At 74.6% G+C, this 21,283-nt stretch carries 19 protein-coding genes; 8 read left to right on the top strand and 11 right to left on the bottom strand.

Translation table 11 applies throughout. The features are described from left to right. Nucleotides 1-42 precede the first annotated feature (42 nt). The 3 genes from ECOMGDLI_RS13515 to ECOMGDLI_RS13505 all read left to right on the top strand — a co-directional run bounded on the left by ECOMGDLI_RS13515 (nt 43) and on the right by ECOMGDLI_RS13505 (nt 4,828). Nucleotides 43-1,497: a magnesium chelatase gene (locus ECOMGDLI_RS13515; protein WP_198954831.1), complete on the top strand. Its 1,455-nt coding sequence runs from the start codon at nt 43-45 to the stop codon at nt 1,495-1,497. Continuing rightward, on the top strand, nt 1,494-3,557 hold the full coding sequence (locus ECOMGDLI_RS13510) for a VWA domain-containing protein (RefSeq protein WP_088317350.1): 2,064 nt from the start codon (nt 1,494-1,496) through the stop codon (nt 3,555-3,557). The genes ECOMGDLI_RS13515 and ECOMGDLI_RS13510 overlap by 4 nt, the downstream gene beginning before the upstream one ends. A gap of 134 nt (nt 3,558-3,691) precedes the next feature. Further along, complete coding sequence (locus ECOMGDLI_RS13505; protein ID WP_088317349.1) at nt 3,692-4,828, top strand: LCP family protein; 1,137 nt, start codon at nt 3,692-3,694, stop codon at nt 4,826-4,828. A gap of 57 nt (nt 4,829-4,885) precedes the next feature. On the opposite strand, the gene ECOMGDLI_RS13500 is transcribed toward ECOMGDLI_RS13505, so the two are convergent. The 4 genes from ECOMGDLI_RS13500 to ECOMGDLI_RS13485 form a co-directional block, all read right to left on the bottom strand. Beyond that, a complete protein-coding gene (locus tag ECOMGDLI_RS13500) occupies nt 4,886-6,262 on the bottom strand; it encodes a cystathionine beta-synthase (RefSeq protein ID WP_088317352.1) in 1,377 nt (458 codons plus the stop codon). A gap of 107 nt (nt 6,263-6,369) precedes the next feature. Next, nucleotides 6,370-7,764 (bottom strand): NAD-binding protein, encoded by a 1,395-nt coding sequence (locus tag ECOMGDLI_RS13495; RefSeq protein WP_198954830.1) that lies wholly within the window; start codon nt 7,762-7,764, stop codon nt 6,370-6,372. Between the two features lie 60 nt (nt 7,765-7,824). Continuing rightward, a complete protein-coding gene (locus ECOMGDLI_RS13490) occupies nt 7,825-8,442 on the bottom strand; it encodes an HAD domain-containing protein (protein ID WP_088317347.1) in 618 nt (205 codons plus the stop codon). 50 nt (nt 8,443-8,492) lie between these two features. Then, the gene (locus tag ECOMGDLI_RS13485) at nt 8,493-9,422 is read right to left on the bottom strand and encodes a proline dehydrogenase family protein (protein ID WP_088317346.1); all 930 of its coding nucleotides are present in this window, start codon (nt 9,420-9,422) and stop codon (nt 8,493-8,495) included. Between the two features lie 145 nt (nt 9,423-9,567). On the opposite strand from ECOMGDLI_RS13485, the gene ECOMGDLI_RS13480 reads away from it, so the two are divergent. The 5 genes from ECOMGDLI_RS13480 to ECOMGDLI_RS13460 all read left to right on the top strand — a co-directional run bounded on the left by ECOMGDLI_RS13480 (nt 9,568) and on the right by ECOMGDLI_RS13460 (nt 14,437). Then, nucleotides 9,568-10,746, top strand: coding sequence for a CdaR family transcriptional regulator (locus ECOMGDLI_RS13480; RefSeq protein WP_088317345.1), 1,179 nt, complete (start codon nt 9,568-9,570; stop codon nt 10,744-10,746). Between the two features lie 66 nt (nt 10,747-10,812). Continuing rightward, on the top strand, nt 10,813-11,526 hold the full coding sequence (locus ECOMGDLI_RS13475; RefSeq protein WP_088317344.1) for an MBL fold metallo-hydrolase: 714 nt from the start codon (nt 10,813-10,815) through the stop codon (nt 11,524-11,526). A gap of 73 nt (nt 11,527-11,599) precedes the next feature. Continuing rightward, nucleotides 11,600-12,733: an SGNH/GDSL hydrolase family protein gene (locus tag ECOMGDLI_RS36440; protein WP_088317343.1), complete on the top strand. Its 1,134-nt coding sequence runs from the start codon at nt 11,600-11,602 to the stop codon at nt 12,731-12,733. Between the two features lie 89 nt (nt 12,734-12,822). Continuing rightward, complete coding sequence (locus tag ECOMGDLI_RS13465) at nt 12,823-14,046, top strand: acetyl-CoA C-acetyltransferase (protein ID WP_088317342.1); 1,224 nt, start codon at nt 12,823-12,825, stop codon at nt 14,044-14,046. A 25-nt stretch (nt 14,047-14,071) separates the two neighbouring features. Then, nucleotides 14,072-14,437 (top strand): hypothetical protein, encoded by a 366-nt coding sequence (locus tag ECOMGDLI_RS13460; protein WP_088317341.1) that lies wholly within the window; start codon nt 14,072-14,074, stop codon nt 14,435-14,437. Between the two features lie 13 nt (nt 14,438-14,450). Here ECOMGDLI_RS13460 and ECOMGDLI_RS13455 read toward each other — a convergent pair whose 3' ends face one another. The 7 genes from ECOMGDLI_RS13455 to ECOMGDLI_RS13425 form a co-directional block, all read right to left on the bottom strand. After that, nucleotides 14,451-14,636, bottom strand: a complete 186-nt coding sequence (locus ECOMGDLI_RS13455; protein ID WP_088317340.1) for a hypothetical protein — start codon at nt 14,634-14,636, stop codon at nt 14,451-14,453. Between the two features lie 89 nt (nt 14,637-14,725). Then, nucleotides 14,726-16,234: a sialidase family protein gene (locus tag ECOMGDLI_RS13450; protein ID WP_088317339.1), complete on the bottom strand. Its 1,509-nt coding sequence runs from the start codon at nt 16,232-16,234 to the stop codon at nt 14,726-14,728. 141 nt (nt 16,235-16,375) lie between these two features. Continuing rightward, entirely contained in the window at nt 16,376-16,702 is a 327-nt protein-coding gene (locus ECOMGDLI_RS13445) for a hypothetical protein (protein ID WP_088317338.1), read from the bottom strand. Next, nucleotides 16,699-17,454: a gamma-glutamyl-gamma-aminobutyrate hydrolase family protein gene (locus tag ECOMGDLI_RS13440; protein WP_088317337.1), complete on the bottom strand. Its 756-nt coding sequence runs from the start codon at nt 17,452-17,454 to the stop codon at nt 16,699-16,701. Before ECOMGDLI_RS13440 ends, ECOMGDLI_RS13445 begins: the two co-directional genes overlap by 4 nt. Nucleotides 17,455-17,552: 98 nt before the next feature. Next, nucleotides 17,553-18,317, bottom strand: a complete 765-nt coding sequence (locus tag ECOMGDLI_RS13435; protein WP_088317336.1) for a 3-oxoacyl-ACP reductase — start codon at nt 18,315-18,317, stop codon at nt 17,553-17,555. A 53-nt stretch (nt 18,318-18,370) separates the two neighbouring features. After that, a complete protein-coding gene (locus tag ECOMGDLI_RS13430; RefSeq protein WP_088317335.1) occupies nt 18,371-19,744 on the bottom strand; it encodes an aldehyde dehydrogenase in 1,374 nt (457 codons plus the stop codon). 58 nt (nt 19,745-19,802) lie between these two features. Beyond that, a complete protein-coding gene (locus ECOMGDLI_RS13425; protein ID WP_088317334.1) occupies nt 19,803-21,236 on the bottom strand; it encodes a glutamine synthetase family protein in 1,434 nt (477 codons plus the stop codon). Nucleotides 21,237-21,283 lie beyond the last annotated feature (47 nt).

Below are 21,283 nucleotides of genomic sequence, written 5' to 3'. Positions count from 1 at the left end.
GCCCCGACGGCCCCCGGCCCGGCCGCCGGTCACCTGCCGCACGTGGCCCCCGTGCCGCCCGCCGGGCTGCCCGCGACGGCCGGTGAGCTGCGCGCCTCCGGGCACGTGCTCCGCACGGTCAAGGCCGAGCTGCGCGAGAACCTCCTGGCCCGGATCGCGGCGGGCGGCGACCGCTTCCCGGGCGTCGTCGGCTTCGACGAGACCGTGCTCCCCGACCTCGAGCGCGCCCTGCTCGCGGGTCACGACCTCGTGCTGCTCGGCGAGCGCGGCCAGGGCAAGACGCGGCTCATCCGCAGCCTCGTCGGGCTGCTCGACGAGTGGACGCCGGTCATCTCCGGCGCCGAGCTCCACGAGCACCCCTTCGACCCGATCACGCCCGCGTCCCGGGCCCGGGTCGCCGAGCTGGGCGACGACCTGCCGGTGGCCTGGCTGCACCGCAGCGAGCGCTACGCAGAGAAGCTCGCCACCCCGGACACCTCCGTCGGCGACCTCATCGGCGACGTCGACCCGATCAAGGTCGCCGAGGGCCGCACGCTCGGCGACCCGGAGACGATCCACTTCGGGCTCGTGCCCCGCACCCACCGCGGGATCTTCGCGGTCAACGAGCTGCCCGACCTCGCCGAGCGGATCCAGGTCTCGCTGCTCAACGTGCTCGAGGAGCGCGACGTCCAGGTGCGCGGGTACGTGCTGCGACTGCCGCTCGACCTGCTCCTCGTCGCGTCGGCCAACCCCGAGGACTACACGAACCGGGGCCGGATCATCACCCCGCTCAAGGACCGCTTCGGCGCCGAGATCCGCACCCACTACCCGCTCGACCTCGACCTCGAGGTCGAGCTCGTCCGGCAGGAGGCCGCGCTCGCGGCGACCCTCCCCGACCACCTGCTCGAGGTGCTCGCCCGGTTCACCCGCGCGGTCCGGGAGTCCCCGGCGGTCGACCAGCGGTCCGGCATCTCCGCCCGGTTCTCCATCGCCGCGGCGGAGACCGTCGCGGCCGCGGCCCTGCGGCGGGCCGCGCTGCTCGGCGAGCCGACGTCCGGCCCCGACGGCCCGGTGGCCCGGATCGGCGACACCGAGTTCGTCACCGGCACCCTGCGCGGCAAGGTCGAGTTCGAGGCGGACGGCGAGGGCCGCGAGGTCGAGGTGCTCGACCACCTGCTGCGCCGCGCGACCGCCGAGACGTGGCGCGCCCGGCTCGGCGGCCTCGACCTCACCGGCTTCGTCGCGGTCGCCGCCGAGGGCGCCGGGGTGGCCGCGGGCGAGGCGGTGTCGTCCAAGGACCTGCTCGCGCAGGTCGGGACGGTCCCCGGGCTGGCCACGGTGCTCGCCCGCCTCGGCCACGACGAGGTGCCGACGGCCGCCGAGGCCGCGAGCGCCGTCGAGTTCGTGCTCGAGGGCCTGCACCTGACCCGGCGGGTCGCCAAGGAGGTCGACGACGACGGTCGCGTCGTCTACGGCGGCCGCGACGACGGCGAGCCCACCGAGGGCCGCCGACGGTGAGCGACGCCGCCTCGGGCCGCGGCCCGAACAGGCACCGCTCGCACCGGCACCGCTACGGGCCGTGGCGCGGCGGGCCGGACCCGCTCGCGCCGCCGTTCGACGTCCGCGAGGCGCTCGACGCCCTCGGCGAGGACGTGCTCGCCGGCGGCAGCATCCGGGACGCCCTGCGCGACCTGCTGCGCCGCGGGCTGCCCGGCGAGACCGGCCGGCCGGACCTGCCCGGGCTCGACGAGCTGCGGGCGCGGGCCGCCCGGATGCGCCGCGACGCCTCCCGCCGCGGCCGGCTCGACGGCGCGGTGACCTCCGCGCAGGCCAAGCTCGACCAGGCGCTCGCCGCCGAGCGCGAGGAGCTCGCCGGCCGCGACGGCGACGAGGCCCGGTTCGCCGAGGCCCGGCTCGACAACCTGCCCCGCTCCGCGGCGCGGGCCGTGAGCGACCTGTCGGACTACTCCTGGGCCTCGCAGGACGCCGAGCGGATCTACCGCGAGATCCTCGACGACCTGCGCGGCGACGTCCTCGACCAGCAGTTCCGCGGGATGCGCGACGCCCTGCGGGGCATGCAGCCCGGCGCGGACGACGCCCAGCGGCAGGCCGCGAACCAGGCCGTCAAGGACATGCTCTCCGACCTCAACGGGCTGCTCGCGAAGCACGCCCGCGGCGAGGACACGACGCAGGCCTTCGCCGAGTTCATGGACAAGCACGGCGACCTGTTCCCGGAGGACCCGAAGAACGTCGACGAGCTCATCGACGCGCTCGCCCGGCAGGCCGCGGCGGCGCAGCGGCTCATGGCCTCGCTCACGCCGCAGCAGCGCGAGGAGCTCCAGGGCCTCATGGCCGCGGCCCTCGGCGACCCCGACCTCGCGGCGCAGATGGCCGCGCTGAGCGACAACCTCCGGGCGCTGCGCCCGGACCTGTCGTGGGAGCGCGGCGAGCGGATGCGCGGGGAGAACCCGCTCGGCTACGGCGAGGCCGCCGACGCCCTCGCCGAGCTCGCCGACCTCGACGACCTGCTCGACTCCCTCGGCCAGCAGCACCCGGGCGCCACGCTCGACGACGTCGACGTGGAGCAGGTCGAGCGGGCGCTCGGCGCCGGGGCCGCGCAGGACGTGCGCCGGCTGCAGCACCTCGAGCGCGAGCTCGAGCGGCAGGGCTGGCTCGTGCGGGACTCGGGCGGGCTGACCCTCTCCCCCAAGGCGCTGCGCCGGCTCGGCCAGACCGCGCTCCGGCAGGTCTTCGAGCACCTCAAGGACGGCGGCCGCGGCGAGCACGACCTGCGCGACGCCGGGGCGTCCGGCGAGGCGACGGGCGCCTCGCGGGCCTGGCAGTTCGGCGACGAGCAGCCGCTGGACGTCGTCCGCACCGTCGGGAACGCCGTCCGGCGGTCGGTCTCGACGACGGGGCCGCGCGTCCCCGGGGCCAGGTCCCCGCGCGGCGTCCGGCTCGAGGTCGAGGACTTCGAGGTCGTCGAGACCGAGCGCCGGGCGGGTGCGGCGGTGGCGCTGTGCGTCGACCTGTCGTACTCGATGATCTCCGAGGGCCGCTGGGGCCCGATGAAGCAGACGGCGCTCGCGCTCGCGCACCTCGTCGCGACCCGCTTCCCGCAGGACGCCCTCCAGATCATCGGCTTCGGCCGGCACGCCTCGGCGCTGTCGGTCGAGCAGCTCGCGGGCGTCGAGCCGGACTACGTGCAGGGCACCAACCTGCAGCACGCGCTGAAGATCGCCGGCCGGCACCTGCGCCGGCACCCGGACGGCGAGCCCGTCGTCCTCGTCGTCACCGACGGCGAGCCGACCGCGCACCTCGCCCCGGACGGCGACGCGGTCTTCATGTGGCCGCCGCTGCCGGAGACGATCCGGGCGACGGTCGCCGAGGTCGACGCGCTGACCCGGTACGGCGCGGCGATCAACCTCTTCATGCTCGGGGAGGACCCGGGGCTGCGCCGGTTCGTCGACGCGGTCGCCCGGCGCAACGGCGGCCGGGTGTTCACGCCCGGGCTCGATCGGCTCGGGCAGTACGTCGTCAGTGACTACCTCAAAACGCGCAAAGGCCGTCGAGGCTGACACCGAAACCCAGGATCACTCACTTGGCGTGACCGGCTCTACCGGACGGGTGACGTTTGCAGCAATGCGTGAAAAGCGCGACTGACGTCCACCTATCCTGATTTTCGAGTCGGGGCGACGAGATCGGAGATCTGGTGAGCGACATCCGGGAGCGCCCGTTCGACGACGTCTTCGACGGGTTCGGCGGCTCCACCTCCCACGAGGTCGCGGCCGCCGGCGAGCCGCCGCGGGGCCGCCGCGGCAGGCGCGGCCGGACGAGCCGCTACCCCCGGTGGGTCAAGGTCGTCGCGATCCTCGGCACCGCCGCGCTTTTCGTCGGGGTCGGCTTCAAGATCGCCGTCCGGGAGTGGCAGCAGTCCCTCGACAAGAACATCGAGCGCTTCGGCGACCCGTTCCAGGCGATCCCCAAGACGGACCGCGCGACGGTCGACCCGGTCGCGGGCGACGCGTCGAACATCCTGCTCCTCGGCTCGGACAGCCGGGTCTCGGCGGGCAACCCCGAGGACTGGAAGGCCGGCGCCCAGCGCACGGACGCGATCATGATCCTGCACCTCACCGCGGACCGGAAGACGGCGTCGGTGACGTCGATCCCGCGCGACAGCTGGGTCGAGATCCCCGGCCACGGCAAGAACAAGATCAACGCCGCGTTCAGCTTCGGCGGCCCCACGCTCATGGTCCGCACCATCGAGTCCCTCACCGGGGTCCGGATCGACCACGTCGTCGTCATCGACTTCACCGGCTTCAAGCAGATCACCGACGCCCTCGGCGGCGTCCGGATCTGCGTGCCGAAGACGGTCAGCGACAAGATCGGGACCGTGAAGTCGGGCTGCCAGACGATGGGCGGGGAGGAGGCCCTGCAGTACGTCCGGCAGCGCAAGACCCTCGCCGGCGGCGACTTCGACCGGGTGCGCCGCCAGCAGAACTGGATCCGCGCCGTCCTCAAGAAGCTCTCGGCCCGCGGCACCCTCGCGAACCCGCTCAAGCTCAACAGCGCGCTCGACGCGCTGACCTCCGCGACGGCGTCCGACAACGCGTTCACGATCGACGAGATGAGCGAGATCGCGCTCGACTACCAGGGCGCGGACGTCTCCGACGTCGCGTTCTTCACGGCGCCGCTCGCGAGCCCGTCGACCGGCAAGGAGGGCTCCCAGTCGGTCGTGTACCTCGACGACGTGCAGGGCAGGATCCTCTGGGAGGCCGTCCGCAAGGACAAGGTCGACGAGTACATCGCGACCTACAAGCCGCGGGTGCTCGGCCAGAAGGTCAGCTGAGCCTGCCCGAACGGGCTGCCCGGCCGGTCTCCCGACCGGGCAGCCCGAACGACCGGATCAGCTCGCGAAGAACCCGAGCAGGTCGTGCCGGGTCAGCACGCCGACCGGCTTGCCGTCCTCGACGACCATGACGGCGTCGACGTCCTCGAGCGCGTGCCGGGCGACGTCGACCGGCTCACCGGCGCCGACGAGCGGCAGCGCGGCGGCCATGTGCTTCTCGACCGGGTCGGCGAGCGCGGCCCGGCCGGAGAAGACGGCGTCGAGCAGCTCGCGCTCGCTCACCGAGCCCGCGACCTCGCCCGTCATGACCGGCGGCTCGGCCTTGACGACCGGCATCTGCGAGACGTTGTACTCGCGCAGGATCTCGATGGCGTCGCGGACCGTCTCGGTCGGGTGCGTGTGCACGAGGTCGGGCAGCCGGCCCGACTTGCCGCGCAGGACCTGCCCGACGCTCGTCGCGCCGTCCGCCTCGACGAAGCCGTAGGACGCCATCCAGCGGTCGTTGAAGATCTTCGAGAGGTAGCCGCGGCCGCCGTCCGGCAGCAGGACGACGACGACGTCGTCCGGGCCGAGCCGCTCGGCGACCTCGAGCGCCGCGACGACGGCCATGCCGCACGAGCCGCCGACGAGCAGCCCTTCCTCGCGGGCGAGGCGGCGGGTCATCTCGAACGACGCCGCGTCGGAGACCGCGACGATCTCGTCCGGGACCGCCGGGTCGTAGGCGGTCGGCCAGAAGTCCTCGCCGACGCCCTCGACGAGGTACGGCCGGCCGGTGCCGCCGGAGTAGACCGACCCTTCGGGGTCGGCGCCGACGACGTGCACCGGGCCGCCGGGCCGGCCCGCGGAGGCCTCCTTGAGGTAGCGCCCGGTGCCGGTGATCGTGCCGCCGGTCCCGACGCCCGCGACGAAGTGCGTGACCCGGCCGGCGGTGTCGCGCCAGATCTCGGGCCCGGTCGTCGCGTAGTGGCTCGCGGGCCCCTCGGGGTTGGAGTACTGGTCGGGCTTCCAGGCGCCCTCGATCTCGCGGACGAGCCGGTCGCTCACCGAGTAGTACGAGTCCGGGTGCTCGGGCGCCACCGCGGTCGGGCACACGACGACCTCGGCGCCGTACGCCTTGAGCACGTTGCGCTTGTCCTCGCTGACCTTGTCGGGGCAGACGAAGACGCACTTGTAGCCGCGCTGCTGGGCGACGAGGGCGAGCCCGACACCGGTGTTGCCGGACGTCGGCTCGACGATCGTGCCGCCCGGCTTGAGCCGGCCGTCGGCCTCGGCGGCCTCGATCATCCGGACGGCGATCCGGTCCTTCACCGACCCGCCCGGGTTGAGGTACTCGACCTTGGCGAGCACGAGCGGCGCGAGCCCCTCGGTGACCCGGCCGAGCCGGACGAGCGGCGTGTCACCCATGAGGTCGACGACGGTGTCCGCGTAGGTCATGCCCTCGAAGGGGCCCGTGTGCTGCATCTTCTCTCGTCCCACCGGAGCATCCTCGCACCCGCCGGTGACGTCGTCCCGTCACCGGACCGTTGCGGCGGTGCGACGGGTCAGCCGCCGATGTGCGAGCAGCGGTCCCGGGACGTCGTGGGCCAGCGGACGAGGCCGCGCCCGGGCAGGTCGAGCCACAGGTCGTGCATCCCGGCGACGATGCCGGTGGGCTGCTCGCCGAGGAGCCGGGCGACGACCCAGCCGGCGGCGGCGCCCGTGACGTCCCGGGTCGTGCCGAGCGGGAGCAGGCTGCGCGTCTCCTGGATCGCCTCGTGCTGGCCGGCCCGCAGGACGACGCGCACGCCCGGGGCGACGGCGTGCGCGGCGACCGCGACCGCGATGTTGTCGATGTCGTCCGAGGCGACCGCCGCGAGCGCCCGGGCCCGCGCCAGGCAGACGCGCTCGAGCACCTCGCGGTCCTCGCCGTCGCCGATGACGACGGGGATGTGCAGCGCCCGGGCCCGGCGCACCGACGGCGCGGAGGCGTACTTCTCGACCGCGACGACGGGCAGGCCGAGCCCGCGCAGCTCCTGGCACAGCCGCAGGCCGACCTGGCCGAGGCCGACGACGACGACGTGCCCGCGCCGCGGCAGCGCCCGCCGGCCGACGAGACCGACGAGCCGGTCGCCGAGCAGCCGTTCGACGAGGCCGGCCGTGAAGGACGCCGTGAGGACGACGGTCACGAGGATCGCGAGCGCGGACAGCACGAGGTAGGTCGCGCTCTCCTGCGGCGCAGCGGCCGGCCCGACCGTCGCGACGACGCGGGCGGCGTCGAAGAAGGCCTCGGACGCGTGCCGGTGGAAGCCCAGGACGAGCGCGGCGAAGTCCCCGACGAGCACCGCGACGAGGCCGGCCAGGCCCGCGAGGAGGATCCGGCTGCCCGGGTCGTGCGGGCGCAGCTGACCGGACAGCCGCCCGAGCAGGGTGCGCCGGCGGTCGGCGGCGTCCGGGCGCCACGGCCGGGTGACGAGCCCGTTGCCCTCGCGGACGACGACGGTGCCCGGCGCGGTCGCCGAGACGATGCCGGGGCCGAGGCACGGACCCGCGAGCGACGGGGCGACGAGGTTGCCCGGCGTCGACAGCGCGAGCCACGGCACGAGCCGGGTCAACTGGGTCGCGACGGTGCGGTCGAAGACGCTCGAGACGACGGGGACGTCGGGGGCCAGGTGGGCCGCCGCGAGCGTGTAGCGCAGCGCGACGTGGTCGTCGTGGAAGAGCACCGCGAGCCCGGCGGCGTGGCCGGTGCCGTCGTCCGCCGGCTCGCCCGGCTGCGCGCCGTCCCGGACGCCGAGCGCCTCGGCGAGCCGGGCGTCGTCCGGCGCGGGCAGGTGCCGCACGACCCGGCCGCGCTCGACGAGGGCCGCGCAGACCGACCGCGCCAGCCCGCCGTCCCCGAGGACGACGAGCGGGCGGTCCTCGCCGGGTTCTGCGGCGGCGCCGGGTTCCATGGTCATGATGACGGGCAGGCTAGTGGGCGCACCCGCCCGGCACAGCGGCTTTCCGGCCGGGCACGGTCAGAGCGTCGGGTCGTCGAGGTAGTCGCGGACGGCGGCCAGGTGCTCGCGGGTCAGGCCGACGGTCTCGTCGGGGGCCAGGCAGAGCCCCCGGGCGTTCGCGCGGAACCACTCCAGGGCCTCGGGGTAGAGCCGCAGGTCGTCGTCGGTCCAGACGATGCGCCGATCCGGGTCGACGGCGTGGATGAGCCGCACGACGTCGAGCTTCCACCAGACGCCGGTCAGCGGGTCGAGCGCGGTCGCCCGGTCGCCGAGCCGGGCGTGGCTCTGCGGCCGGTCGGGGTCCTGCGGGGCCGCGTCCGGCACCGGCCCGTCGTCCGAGCCCTCCTCGAACGTGCCCGCCACGGGCAGCTCGGGCAGCCCGAGGACGACGCGCAGGTCGTCGTTCACGGCGTGCCCCCACGTCGTGAGCCAGCAGACCTCGGCGAGCCCCTCGGTGTGCAGCCGGGCCACGGTCGAGGTCACCGTCGGGGAGAACCGGATGGTCCACGGCCGGCCGTCGACGGTGGCCCGGCCGGTGCTCCAGTCGTTCCAGACGGCCGGGTCCGGCTGCGCGGAGATCGCGTTGACGACGCCGTCCACGTCGAGGAACCACAAGGGCGGCAGGTCGTCGCTCATGATCGCATCATCGCCGACGCCGGGCCCGCCGTCGCACCCGGACCCCGCGGTCAGCCGCGGGAGGCGAGCGCCCGGAGCAGGAACGCGACGTTCGCGGGGCGCTCGGCGAGGCGGCGCATGAAGTAGCCGTACCAGTCGGTGCCGTACGGCAGGTAGACGCGGACCCGGTAGCCGTCGTCCGCGAGGCGGCGCTGCTCGTCGGGGCGCACGCCGTAGAGCATCTGGAACTCGTAGTCGTCCCGGCCCCGGCCGTGCCGCTCGGCGAGCGTCGCGGCGATCGCGACGAGCCGCGGGTCGTGCGAGGCGACCATCGGGTAGCCCTGGCCGGCCATGAGCGTCTCCAGGCAGCGCACGTACGACCGGTCGACGTCCGCCTTCGCCTGGAAGGCGACCGACTCCGGCTCCTTGTAGGCGCCCTTGACCAGGCGCACCCGGGAGCCGACGCCGGACAGGTCGCGGCAGTCGGCCTCGGTGCGGCGCAGCATCGTCTGGAGCACGCAGCCGACCCAGCCGAAGTCCGCGCGCAGCGCGTGGACGACGGCCAGCGTCCGGTCGACCGTCGTGTGGTCCTCCATGTCGAACGTGACCGTGGTCCCGACCGCCTCGGCCGCCTCGCAGATCGCCCGGGCGTTGTCGAGGCTCACGGCCTCGCCGTCCTTCGCGAGCGCCTGGCCGACGGCGGAGAGCTTGACCGACACCTCGACGTCCTTCGCGATGCCCGCGTCCGCGAACGACGCGAGCGCGTCGAGGTAGGCGGTGCGGACGGCGGCCGCGGTCGCGAGGTCGGTGGTGTCCTCGCCGAGGTGGTCGACGGTGACCCGCAGGCCGCGCGCCACGAGCGCGGACGCCGTCCGGACGGCGTCGGCGCGCTGCTCACCGGCGACGAACCGCTCGACGAGCGTCCGGGTCGCGGGGACCGACGTGACGGCCTGCCGGAGCCGGGGGCTGCGGGAGGCGGACAGGAGCACGGATCCGAGCACGGTGACCTCCGGGGGCCGGTGAGACAGCGGTCGATCGGGGCGTCACGACCACGGTAGGCAGAACCTGTGGATCCGCGAATGGACGATCGTCATCAGCTACGGGACCCTTGAGCAGACAGATGTCCATACGCCCTCGAGGAGCCGTGTGCGTCCCGACCTGCAGGCCGTCGTCGACGAGGCCGCCGCGCTGCTCGACGCACCGGTCACGCTCGAGGACCGCGACTTCCACCTCGTCGCGTTCGCCGCGCACGACGCACCGGTCGACGGCGTGCGGCAGGCCTCGATCCTCCAGCGCCGCTCGACGCCGGACGTGCGGGCGTGGTTCGAGGGCTTCGGGATCGCGACCGCGACGGGGCCGGTGCACGTGCCCGCGGACGGCGCGCGCGGCGTCGCGGCCCGGCTCTGCCTGCCGGCCCGCTGGCGCGACGTCACCTACGGCTACCTCTGGGTCGTCGAGGACCCGGCCGCCGGGCCGGTCGACACCGACGCCGCCGAGGCGGCGATGCGGCTCGCGGGCCGCGCGGGCGCCGTCCTCGCGCAGCAGGCCCGGGCCCGGGACGACGTCGCCTGGCTGCTCGACGACGTCCTCGCCGCGGACGGCGACGCGGCCGAGCGGGCCGCCGAGACGCTCACCGGCCGCGGCCTCGTGCAGCGCTCGGTCCGGGTCGTCGCCGTCGCCGTCACGGTGCCGCCGACGGTCGACGGCGGCCGGACGCCGGCGAACCTCTGGGAGCTGCCGCGCGGGGTGCTGGCCCGGCCCGGCGACGGCCTCATCGACCTGCTCGTCCCGGTCGGCGCCCGGGGCGAGGACGCCGCGGTCGCGGTCGCCCGGCAGGCCGTCGACCTCGTGCGCCGGGGCGCTCCCGACGGCAGCGGGATCGTCGCCGGTGTCGGCGACCCGCGCCCCGACCTCGTCGACGCCCGCGCCTCCCGGCACGAGGGGCTCGTCGCCGTCCGGGCCGCGACCGCGGTCCCGGCCCTGGGCCCGGTCGCCCGCTGGTCCGCGCTCGGCGTCCACCGGCTGCTCGCGTGCGGGGCGCGGGCGCTCGCGGACGCCGTCCTCGAGCCGCCCGTCGCCCGGCTCCTCGCGACCGGGGACGACGACCTCGTCCGGACGGCGCGGGTCTGGCTCGACGCCGCCTGCTCGCCGCAGCGGGCCGCGGCCGACCTCGGCATCCACCGGCAGACGCTCTACCAGCGGCTCGCCCGGCTCGCCGGGATCACCGGCCTCGACCTCACGGACGGCGCGGACCGGCTGCGGCTGCACCTCGCGCTCACCCTGCTGCCGGCCCTCGACGCGCAGGCGGCCCCCGGCGCGCGGTGATCCGCGCGGTGACACGTCGCCGACATCCCCGGGCCCTAGGGTGACGACCGCGGAGGGGAGGACCACATGGCAGAGGCAGCCATCGCGCTCGCACCCGGGGTGTGGCGGATCCCGACGGCCCCGTTCGACCTCGTGAACACGTTCGCGTTCGCCGAGCCCGACGGGGCCGTGACGCTCGTCGACACCGGGCTGCGCGGGGCGCCGGCGCGGATCGCGGCCGGGCTGGCGGCCATCGGCCGGTCGCCGCGCGACGTCACCCGGATCGTGCTGACCCACTCGCACAGCGACCACGGCGGCGGCCTGGCCCGGCTCTCCCGCGAGACCGGCGCGACGGTCGCGGCGCACGAGGCGGACGCCGGCTACGTCCGCCGCGGCGAGCGGCCCCCGCTCGACCCGTCGACGGGTCTGGGCCGGATGCTCTCCCGCGGCGGGGCCAAGGCCTTCGACCCGGTCGACGTCGGGCACGTGCTGCACGACGGCGAGGTGCTGCCGGTGCTCGGCGGGCTGCGCGTCGTCCACACCCCGGGCCACACCCCCGGCCACGTCTCGCTGCTCCACCAGCCGACGGGCGTCCTCATCACCGGGGACTCGATCTTCAACGTGCTCGGGCTGCGGTGGCCGGTCAAGGCGTTCTGCACGGACGTCGCGCTCACCCGGCGGACGGCGCACGTGCTCGGGCAGTTCGAGTACCGGGTCGCGGCCTTCACCCACGGGCCGCACGTCAGCGACAACGCGCGGGAGAAGGTCCGCGCCTTCCTCACCGCCGCGGGACGACGCTGACCGGCGGCGGGGTTACCGTGAAGCGGCCCGCACCCGTCGGCGGGCGCGGACGACGAGTGGAGGTCAGCGGTCGATGAGCCGCGCACGCAGGGCACGCCGCATCGCGGCCGCGGCCGCGTACGGCGGCGGCGGGCTCGCCGGGCTCGGCGCCGCGGGCTACGGGATCCTCTTCACCGAGGCCAAGCTCGCGCGGCGTTGGATCGGCACCCCGTTCGGCAAGCAGGGCCCGGACGCGAGCGGCCGGTACGGCGCCGGTCCGGGCGACCCGGTCGTCATGGCGATGCTCGGGGACTCCTCCGCCGTCGGGCTCGGTGTCGACGACCCGGCGCAGACCCCCGGCGCGGTCATCGCGACCGGGCTCGCGGCCCTGTCCGGGCGGCCGGTCGACCTGCGGGTCGTCGCCGTCGTCGGTGCCCGGTCCGAGCACCTCGAGGCCCAGGTCGACCGGCTGCTCGAGGCCGGCCCCTCGCTCGACGTGGCCGTCGTCATGGTCGGCGCGAACGACGTGACGAACCGGACCAAGCCCGCGGTCGCCATCCGGGCGCTCGCCGAGGCGGTGCGCCGGCTGCGCGCCGCGGGGGCGCAGGTCGTCGTCGGCACCTGCCCCGACCTCGGCACGATCGAGCCGCTCGCGCAGCCGCTGAAGTACCTCGCCCGGCGCTGGAGCCGCGAGCTCGCCGCGGCCCAGACGATCGCCGTCGTCGAGGCCGGCGGCCGGACGGTCTCGCTGCGCGACCTCATCGGCGCAGAGTTCGCCTCCCGGCCGCACGAGCTCTTCTCCGCCGACCGGTTCCACCCGTCGGCGGCCGGCTACGCCCGGTGCGCCGCCGCGCTGCTCCCCAGCGTCTGCGACGCGCTCGACGTGCTGCCCTGGCTGCCCGAGCAGCGCCCCGACGTCCGGCGCGGCGAGGGCGTCGACGACGTCGCGCACGCGGCGGCCCGCGCCGCAGCGGTCGCCGGCACCGAGGTCACCGGCACCGAGGTCGGCGGGGCGGCCCGCGGCCCGCGCGGGCGGTGGGCGGTGCTCCTGCGCCGGCCGTGGGCGACGGTCCCGGCGGACGGCGCACGCCCGGCGGACGCGCAGGCCGCGGCCACCGAGGCGCAGGGCCCGGACGCGCACGGCCCGGACATGCACGGCCAGGACGCACAGGGTCCGGACACGGACGCCCGGGCGGACGGCGGGCTCACCGACGACGCGTCGGTGTGACCCGGCACACCTAAGCGACCGCTTAGCCGCAGGTATGTTGGGTCCACCGCCTGCGGCACCGGTGCCGCGCGTCCAGAGGAGGTCCACCCGTGCCCGAGGCCGTGATCGTCTCCACCGCCCGCTCGCCCATCGGCCGCGCGTTCAAGGGTTCCCTCAAGGACGTGCGCCCCGACGACCTCGCCGCGACCGTCGTCCGCGCCGCGCTCGACAAGGTGCCCGCGCTCACCGCGGACGTCCTCGACGACCTCTACCTCGGCTGCGCCGAGCCGTGGGGCGAGCACGGCTCGAACATGGCGCGCGTCGTGTCGGTGCTCCTCGGCCTCGACGGCCTCCCCGGCTCGACGGTCAACCGGTTCTGCGCGTCGTCCGTGCAGACCACCCGGATGGCCTTCCACGCGATCAAGGCCGGCGAGGGCCACGCGTTCGTCAGCGCCGGCGTCGAGTGCGTCTCGCGCTACAAGGGCTTCGCCGGGGCCGGCCAGCAGGCCGCGGACTGGGACAACCCGAAGTTCGCCGAGGCCAAGGAGCGCACCGTCGCGACCGCGCAGAGCAACGCGCCGTGGACGGACCCGCGTGAGGCCGGCCTGCTCCCCGACGTCTACATGGCGATGGGGCAGACCGCCGAGAACGTCGCGACGTCGCGCGGCGTGAGCCGCCAGGCGCAGGACGAGTGGGGCGTCGAGAGCCAGAACCGCGCCGAGAAGGCCGCGGCGGACGGCTTCTTCGAGCGGGAGATCACCCCGATCACGCTGCCCGACGGCTCGGTCATGACGAAGGACGACTCCCCCCGTGCCGGCGTGACGCTGGAGGCGGTGCAGTCCCTGCAGCCGGTCTTCCGCCCGGGCGGCACCGTGACCGCGGGCAACTGCTGCCCGCTCAACGACGGCGCCGCGGCCGTCGTCGTCATGAGCGACACCAAGGCCCAGGAGCTCGGGCTCACCCCGCTCGCCCGCGTCGTGTCGACGGGGGTCTCGGCGCTGTCGCCGGAGGTCATGGGCCTGGGGCCCGTCGAGGCCTCGCGCCGTGCGCTCGCCCTGGCCGGCATGACGATCGACGACATCGACCTCGTGGAGATCAACGAGGCGTTCGCCGCCCAGGTGCTGCCCAGCGCCGACGAGCTGGGGATCGGCTACGACAAGCTCAACGTGCACGGCGGGGCGATCGCCCTCGGGCACCCGTTCGGGATGACAGGCGCCCGGATCACGACGACGCTGCTCAACGGCCTGCAGGCCCGCGACGGCCAGTTCGGCCTCGAGACGATGTGCGTGGGCGGTGGCCAGGGCATGGCGATCATCTACGAGCGTCTCGGCTGACGTCGCCGACCGGCCGGGGCACGGGATGACGGACGGCAGGCCGCGTGGCGGGCTGGTCCTGCGGACGTCGCGGGACCGCCGGACCGCGGGGCCGACGACGGACCAGGTGCGTGCCGAGGTGGAGTACCTGCCCCGGGACGGCTGGCTCGTCCTCGAGTGCGACGGCGACGCCTTCGCCCAGGTCTGGCTGCGCCCGGACGGCGTCTACCAGGTCGAGCACGGCTTCGGGGCACTGCCCGAACCGGGATGCGTCCGGCACGCGGCGCTGCGCTCCGCGCTGACCGTCTCGCGGGACAAGGTCAGCACGGCGCTGGGCCGCTGGACGCACGCGGACCCGGACTGGGCGGCCGCCTTCACCTGGTCGCCGGTGCCGCTGCCGGTCGGGGGCTGACCCTGCCCTGCCGTCAGGCCTTCTTCGCGCCGCGGTAGGCGAGCGCGGCGCCGGCGAGGGCGGTGACCGGGCCGATGACGGCCCAGAGCACCTCGCCCGTCATGAAGCTGCCGCCGATGAACCCCAGACCCTGGCCGGTCCAGATCGCGCCCATGAGGACGAGCAGGAGACCGATCCCGACGAGCAGCTGCTTGGACATGGCGTGATCGTCGCACGCCGGCCGGCGCGGCACCCGCCGGACGGACGACGGCCGGGACGGCGTGCGCCGCCCCGGCCGTCGCCGGTGCCTCAGCGTCGGACGAAGGCTCCCCGCGCGGTGCCGCTGCCCGGGACGACCGACCGCGGCGTGGACTGCGACCGGGCGGCCCCGGCGCGGGCCGTCGCCAGCCCGGTCTCCGCCACCATCCGCTGGTCGAGCACCGACCCGGCAGGGGCCTGCGCACGGACGAACACCGGCACGGGCCTGGTACCGACGAAGGACGTCGAGATGTAGTCGCCGACCATCGGGCCCTGCGTCGTGGCCGGCAGCCACGACAGCGACATGGGCCCGGCGAGCGTGGTGGGCGCCGACCAGGTGGCACCGGCGTTCGTGGAGGACACGTAGCCCACGCTGAGCTGGCACGTCGCCGCCGTGCAGCTCGCCGCCGGGTAGAAGTAGTAGGCGAGCGCCAGCCGGGTCGTGGCGCCGGACGTCGTCCGGTCGACGGCGAGACCCGGGATGAAGTGGTCCCTGCCGCTCGTCACCGCGTCGATCGGGACCCGCTGCACCGTGCTCCACGTGGTGCCGTTCGTCGAGGTGACGAAGACGATGTCGTTCGCCGTGCAGCCGGCCCGGAAGCGGCAGTCCTGCCAGGCGACGAACACGCGCCCGCTCGCGTCGATCTCGGCGGACGGCAACGGCCCGGTGCGCAGGCCGCCCGCCACCGTGTGGTGCGAGATCGTCGTGATCGTCGTCGCGTTCGACCAGGACGTCCCGCCGTTCGTCGAGCGGAACGAGCGCAGCGTCGTCTCGTTCGCGTTGTCGATCGGCACGATCACCGTGCCGTTCGGCTGGACGACCGGCTGCCCCCCGATCCCGGTCGCGTTGTTCGACGGCCGACGGCGCGGCCCCCAGGTGAGACCGCCGTCGGTCGACGTGCTCATGTAGATCCGGTTGCCGTCACCGTTGGCGTCCCACTCGGTGTAGCACCTGCCGTAGAAGGGGCTCGTCGCCGTGTTGTCGCAGACGATCCAGTTCTTGTCCGGGCTCTGCAGGTTCGAGCCGGTGACGAAGACCGGTGCGCCCCAGGTGATCCCGCCGTCGGTGCTGCGGCTGGTGTAGACGCCCGCGGCCGTCGGACCGACGGTCGTCGACCGGCCGACGAGCGGCAGGGTCGACACCATCCACACGTCGTGCCGGGCGTCGTAGGTGACGACGGGGTCGCTGACCCTGTCCCAGATCCCCGGCGTCGGGTTGTCCGGGCTCGGGTTGTTCGTGAGGTTCGGCAGGTTCGTCGTCGTCCAGGTGGCGCCGCCGTCGCCGGACCGGGAGACGGCGATCCCGGACGCACCGCCGTTGAACCAGCGGCCGGTCTGGACGGCGGTGACGACCGTCGACCCGAAGGCGAACGAGTCGGGTTCGACCTGGCTGGCGTGCTGCCCCGAGGTGTCGGTGAAGGTGTCGACGCTGATCGGCACGACGGCGGCCCGGGCCGTGCCGGCGGTCGTCACGACGAGGACGGCGACCGCCGCCACCGCGACGCTCGAGCGTCGCGCGGGATGGTTTCGGGCATGGCGGAGCAGGGCTCGGACGGACATGGGTTCCCCTGACGTGTCGAGAGCTCGGACGTCGGACGGTGCGGGCCATGCCGTCCCGAGACGGCGCGTCGGCGAGCCTAGATCATGAGCACACAGAGAGACAGATGAATCACAGTGCGCTCTTTGCGCAGTTCGCGAGGCTCAGATCCGCGCCTTCAGGGCGGCGACGACGGCGACCGCGGCCTCCGTCGCGGCGTCCCCCGCCGGGGTGCCCGGTGCGGCGACGGCCACGTCGTGCGCGAGCACGAGCACCTGGTCGGCGAGGGCATGGGCGGCGAGCACCGGGACGGCGCGGCGCGGGCGCTCCTCGGCGTCCGCCGCGAGGTCCGCGAGCCGCTGCAGGTCGGCGCGGACGTCGTCGAGCAGGGCCTGCGCCTCCGGGCCGGTCCGGGCCGCCATCCGCGGGCCGACGACCCGCAGCCGGTCGGCGGCGCGCTCGGCGTCCCGTTCGAGCCGGTCGGTGCTCATGCCGGCACCGTGGCGTCGCGCCGGGCCCGGGCCGCGGCGACGAGGGCGTCGAAGAGCGCCGGGTCGGTGCCGACCTCGGGGTGCCACTGCACGCCGACGCAGAACGGGAGCGCCGGGTCCTCGAGCGCCTCGACGAGGCCGTCGGCGGTCCAGGCGGTCGGCACGAGCCGCTCCCCCACCCGGTCGACGCCCTGGTGGTGGTACGCCGGGACGGGCGTCTCGGTGCGGCCGCCGAGCGCCTCGGCGAGCCGGGTGCCGGGCGCGACCCGCACCGGGTGGTCGCCGTGGACGCCGGGGGCGGGTGCGTGCTCGTCGTGGTGCAGGACGTCGGGCAGGTGCTGGTGCAGCGTGCCGCCGCGGGCGACGTTGAGCAGCTGCATCCCGCGGCAGATCCCGAGCACCGGGAGCCCGGCCTCGACGGCGCCGAGGATGAGCCCGGTCTCGGCGGCGTCCCGCTCCGGCTTGGGCGGCTGGGTGTCCGGGCCGGGCTCGGCGCCGTAGAGCCGCGGCTCGACGTCCGGGCCGCCCGCGACGACGAGGGCGTCGAGCCGGGGCAGCAGGCCCTCGACGACGCCCGGCAGCGGCGGCAGGACGACGGGCAGCCCGCCGGCCCGCGCGACGGCGTCGACGTAGGCGCGCGGTACGAGGACCGCCTCGACGTCCCAGACGCCCCAGGCTGCCTGCGTGCTGTACGCGGAGATGCCCACGACGGGGCGGCGGTCGGTGTCGCTCACGGGTCGCAAGTCTCCCATCGGTCCTTCCGGGTGGGTCGCACTCCCCTGACCGGCCCTCTGAGGTGGACCGCCGGCGGTGTGCCGGCGATCCACCTCGGAGACGACGGGAAGGCGCGTCAGAGCGGGGTGACGTACGCCCCGCTGATGCCGCCGTCGACGAGGAAGTTGCTCGCCGTCATGAACGACGAGTCGTCGCTCGCGAGGAAGGCGACCGCGGCGGCCATCTCCTCGGGCTGCGCGAAGCGGCCCATCGGCACGTGGACGAGGCGGCGCTGCGCCCGCTCGGGGTCGGACGCGAAGAGCTCCATGAGCAGCGGCGTCGCGACCGGTCCGGGCGAGAGCGCGTTGACCCGCACCCCCTCACGGGCGAACTGGACGCCGAGCTCGCGGGTCATCGCGAGGACGCCGCCCTTGCTCGCGGTGTACGAGATCTGGCTCGTCGCCGCGCCGAGCGTCGCGACGAACGACGCCGTGTTGATGATCGAGCCCTTGTTGCGCTTGAGCATGTGCGGCAGCACGGCCTTGCAGCCGAGGTAGACCGAGGTCAGGTTGACCTCCTGCACGCGGCGCCACGCGTCGATCCCCGTGGTGAGGATCGAGTCGTCGTCCGGCGGGGAGATGCCCGCGTTGTGGAAGGCGATGTCGACCTGGCCGTACTTCTCGACGGCCGCCGCGTACATCGCCTCGTTGTCGGCCTCGCTCGTCACGTCGACCCGCACGAAGAGGCCGTCGAGCTCCTTGGCGAGCGCCTCGCCGGCGTCGACGTTGAGGTCGGCGACGACGACGTGCGCGCCCTCGCTCGCCAGCCGCCGCGCCGATGCCTCGCCGATCCCGCTCGCCCCGCCCGTGACGACGGCGACGCGGCCCGAAAGTCGTTCCACTGCAATCCTTTCCGATGACCCTGCCGATGAAGCTGCCGACCGTGGCGGGTGCCTCAGTCGGTGGCGATGAAGACGTTCTTGGTCTCGGTGAACGCGTCGAGCGCGTCGGGGCCGAGCTCGCGGCCCAGGCCCGAGCGCTTGAAGCCGCCGAACGGCGTCGAGTACCGCACCGACGAGTGCGAGTTCACCGAGAGGTTGCCGGCCTCGACGCCGCGCGAGACGCGCAGCGCCCGGCCGACGTCGCGGGTCCAGATCGAGCCCGACAGCCCGTACTCGCTGTCGTTCGCCTTCGCGACGGCGTCCGCCTCGTCGTCGAACGGCAGGACGGCGACGACGGGCCCGAAGACCTCCTCGCGCCAGACCCGGTCGCTCGCGGACCGGGGCAGGACGACGGTCGGCGGGTACCAGTAGCCGGGCCCCTCCGGCGCGCTGCCGCGGAACGCGACGTCGACGGGCTCGGTCGCCTCCTCGACGTAGGACCGGACGGTGGCGCGCTGGGTCGCCGAGATGAGCGGGCCCATCTCGGCGTCGTCCTCGCCGGGCGCCTTGACCTTGACGCCCTGCACGGCCGGCTCGAGCAGGCCGAGGAACTTCTCGTAGACGCTGCGCTCGACGAGGATCCGGGACCGGGCGCAGCAGTCCTGCCCGGCGTTGTCGAAGACGCCGTAGGGCGCCGTCGCCGCCGCCTTCTCGAGGTCGGCGTCGGCGAAGACGACGTTCGCGCTCTTGCCGCCGAGCTCGAGGGTGACCCGCTTGACCTGCTGGGCACAGCCGGCCATCACACCCGTGCCGACCGTCGTCGACCCAGTGAAGACGACCTTGCGGACGCCGGGGTTGTCGACGAACCGCTGCCCGACGACGGAGCCCTTGCCGGGCAGCACCTGGAACACGCCCTCGGGGAGGCCCGCCTCGAGGGCGAGCTCGCCGAGCCGGATCGCCGTGAGCGGGGTGAGCTCGGCCGGCTTGAGGACGACCGGGTTGCCCGCCGCGAGCGCGGGGGCGAAGCCCCAGCCGGCGATCGGCATCGGGAAGTTCCAGGGCACGATGACGCCGACGACGCCGATCGGCTCCTTGAACGTCACGTCGAGGCCGCCCGCGACCGGGATCTGCCGGCCGAAGAGGCGCTCGGGTGCCGCCGCGTAGTAGTGCAGGACGTCGCGGACGTTGCCGGCCTCCCACCGCGCGTTGCCGATGGTGTGGCCGGCGTTGCGCACCTCCAGCTGCGCGAGCTCCTCGACGGCGCCGTCGACGGCGTCGGCGAACCGGCGCAGCAGGCGGGCCCGGTCGGCCGGGGTCACGGCGGCCCAGGACCTCGCGACGGACTGCGCCCGCGCGATCGCCGCGTCGGTGCCGGCGGCGTCGAGCAGCTCGACGGCCGTGACGACGTCCTCGGTCGCCGGGTTCACGACCTCGTGCAGGACGGACATGGGAACCCTTCTCTCGTACGGTGTCTCGTGACGGTCCGGTGCGGCGGACCCGGGGAGGTCAGAGCCGCTCGAAGCCGCGGACGAGCTCCCAGTCGGTGACGGCCGCCTCGTAGGCGCGCAGCTCGACGTCCGCCATGTTCGTGTAGTGCCGCACGACCTCCTCGGCGACACGCAGCTCCTCGGCGACGTCACCGAGCTCGGCCCCCGGCCGGCGCGGGCCGCTGGCGCCGAGGATCGTCTTGACGGTCGGCGACTGGGAGAACGCGTCGCGGGCGGCCCGCAGGGTCGTCGCGACCCGCGTGCGCTCCGCGACGTAGCCGTTGCCGACGAGCGCCGGCTCGAGCTGCATGTCCTGCTCGATGCCCTGCAGGCCCGAGCCGAGCATCGCGGCCAGCGCGAGGTAGGGGTTGACGTCGCCCCCCGGCACCCGGTTCTCCACGCGCAGCGCGGGGCCCTTGCCGACGACCCGCAGCGCGCACGTGCGGTTGTCCTCGCCCCACGCGACGGCGGTCGGCGCGAAGCTGCCCGGCTGGAACCGCTTGTACGAGTTGATGTTCGGCGCGTAGAGCAGCGAGAAGTCCGGCAGGAAGGCCATGACGCCCGCGACGAAGGACTTGAAGAGGTCGCTGCGTCCGTCGGGGCTCGCCGGGTCGGCGAAGACGATCGAGCCGTCGAGCCCGCGCAGGCTCATGTGGATGTGGCACGAGTTGCCCTCGCGCTCGTTGACCTTCGACATGAAGGTCAGCGCCTTGCCGTGGTTCGCCGCGATCTCCTTGGCTGCCGTCTTGTAGACGGTGTGCCGGTCCGCGGTCGTCACGACCTCGGCGTACTTGAACGCGATCTCGTGCTGGCCGTAGTTGCACTCGCCCTTGGCCGACTCCACGACGAGACCGGCCCGGTGCATCATGTTCCGGATGTCGCGCAGCAGCGGCTCGACCCGCGTCGTGCCGATGATCGAGTAGTCGACGTTGTACCGGTTGGACGGCGTGAGGTCGCGGTAGCGCTTGTCCCAGGCCTGCTCGTAGCTGTCGTCGAAGACCATGAACTCGAGCTCGGTGCCGGCCAGGGCGACGAAGCCCATCGCCTCGGCCCGCTTCACCTGGCGGAGCAGGATCTGCCGCGGCGACTGGACGACGTCCGAGCCGTCGAGCCACGTGAGGTCGCACTGCACCATGACGGTGCCGGGCAGCCACGGCGCGGGGCGCAGCGTCGACAGGTCGGGGCGGAAGACGAAGTCGCCGTACCCGGTGTCCCACGAGGACATCGAGTAGCCGTCGACGGTGTTCATGTCGACGTCGACCGCGAGCAGGTAGTTGCAGCCCTCGGTGCCGTGGCCGAGCGTGTCGTCCAGGAAGAACTGCGCGTGCACGCGCTTGCCCTGCAGGCGGCCCTGCATGTCGGTGAAGACGACGAGAACGGTGTCGACGGAGCCGCTCGCGACGAGCCGTCGCAGCTCCTCGACGCTCAGCGGCGCCGGTGGGACGTCGGACATGCGGGTCTCTCCCTCAATCGTCGGTGCCGGTACCGTCCCGGCCACGA

This window comes from Kineosporia sp. R_H_3 (assembly GCF_002198675.1).
In the GTDB taxonomy this organism is placed as follows: Bacteria; Actinomycetota; Actinomycetes; order Actinomycetales; family Kineosporiaceae; genus R-H-3.
Note: the sequence above shows the minus strand (reverse complement) of the source record. Positions and strands in the feature narration are given on the sequence as shown.

Excerpts from the sequence above, each read along its gene's own strand:
- ECOMGDLI_RS36440 (WP_088317343.1), top strand. The coding sequence starts at position 11,600 with ATGAGCCGCGCACGCAGGGCACGCCGCATCGCGGCCGCGGCCGCGTAC.
- ECOMGDLI_RS13445 (WP_088317338.1), bottom strand. The coding sequence starts at position 16,702 with ATGAGCACCGACCGGCTCGAACGGGACGCCGAGCGCGCCGCCGACCGG.
- ECOMGDLI_RS13500 (WP_088317352.1), bottom strand. The coding sequence starts at position 6,262 with ATGACCTACGCGGACACCGTCGTCGACCTCATGGGTGACACGCCGCTC.
- ECOMGDLI_RS13455 (WP_088317340.1), bottom strand. The coding sequence starts at position 14,636 with ATGTCCAAGCAGCTGCTCGTCGGGATCGGTCTCCTGCTCGTCCTCATG.
- ECOMGDLI_RS13490 (WP_088317347.1), bottom strand. The coding sequence starts at position 8,442 with ATGAGCGACGACCTGCCGCCCTTGTGGTTCCTCGACGTGGACGGCGTC.
- ECOMGDLI_RS13475 (WP_088317344.1), top strand. The coding sequence starts at position 10,813 with ATGGCAGAGGCAGCCATCGCGCTCGCACCCGGGGTGTGGCGGATCCCG.
- ECOMGDLI_RS13425 (WP_088317334.1), bottom strand. The coding sequence starts at position 21,236 with ATGTCCGACGTCCCACCGGCGCCGCTGAGCGTCGAGGAGCTGCGACGG.
- ECOMGDLI_RS13460 (WP_088317341.1), top strand. The coding sequence starts at position 14,072 with ATGACGGACGGCAGGCCGCGTGGCGGGCTGGTCCTGCGGACGTCGCGG.
- ECOMGDLI_RS13450 (WP_088317339.1), bottom strand. The coding sequence starts at position 16,234 with ATGTCCGTCCGAGCCCTGCTCCGCCATGCCCGAAACCATCCCGCGCGA.
- ECOMGDLI_RS13495 (WP_198954830.1), bottom strand. The coding sequence starts at position 7,764 with ATGACCATGGAACCCGGCGCCGCCGCAGAACCCGGCGAGGACCGCCCG.
- ECOMGDLI_RS13430 (WP_088317335.1), bottom strand. The coding sequence starts at position 19,744 with ATGTCCGTCCTGCACGAGGTCGTGAACCCGGCGACCGAGGACGTCGTC.
- ECOMGDLI_RS13440 (WP_088317337.1), bottom strand. The coding sequence starts at position 17,454 with ATGGGAGACTTGCGACCCGTGAGCGACACCGACCGCCGCCCCGTCGTG.